General features: G+C 37.5%; 1 protein-coding gene. It reads left to right on the forward strand.

Annotation, left to right across the window (positions count from 1 at the left end; all coding sequences use genetic code 11):
- Positions 1–162: a hypothetical protein gene (locus R2R70_RS22800; RefSeq protein WP_410979318.1), complete on the forward strand. Its 162-nt coding sequence runs from the start codon at positions 1–3 to the stop codon at positions 160–162.
- Positions 163–240: the final 78 nt, after the last annotated feature.

Here is a 240-nt window from a genome sequence, read left to right on the forward strand (position 1 = left end):
ATTAACAACCAGTTTAAAAAAATAGACCGAAACAAAGACGGATTTTTAACGCGTTCTGAAGCCTCAATAGACCCCGTCTTGTGGTCTAAGTTTATTCGTTACGACCAAGATAAAGACGGCCGGCTAACACTGAGCGAATACCATTTATATGCCAGTAAGTAGCCCTTACATAAGTAACCTTTCTAACTTTAGGTTTTAGGTAATTAATTTAACAGCTAAGCAACCAGCTTAGCTTTAACT

It is taken from the genome of Cobetia sp. SIMBA_158 (assembly GCF_046566945.1).
GTDB lineage: Bacteria > Pseudomonadota > Gammaproteobacteria > Pseudomonadales > Halomonadaceae > Cobetia > Cobetia amphilecti.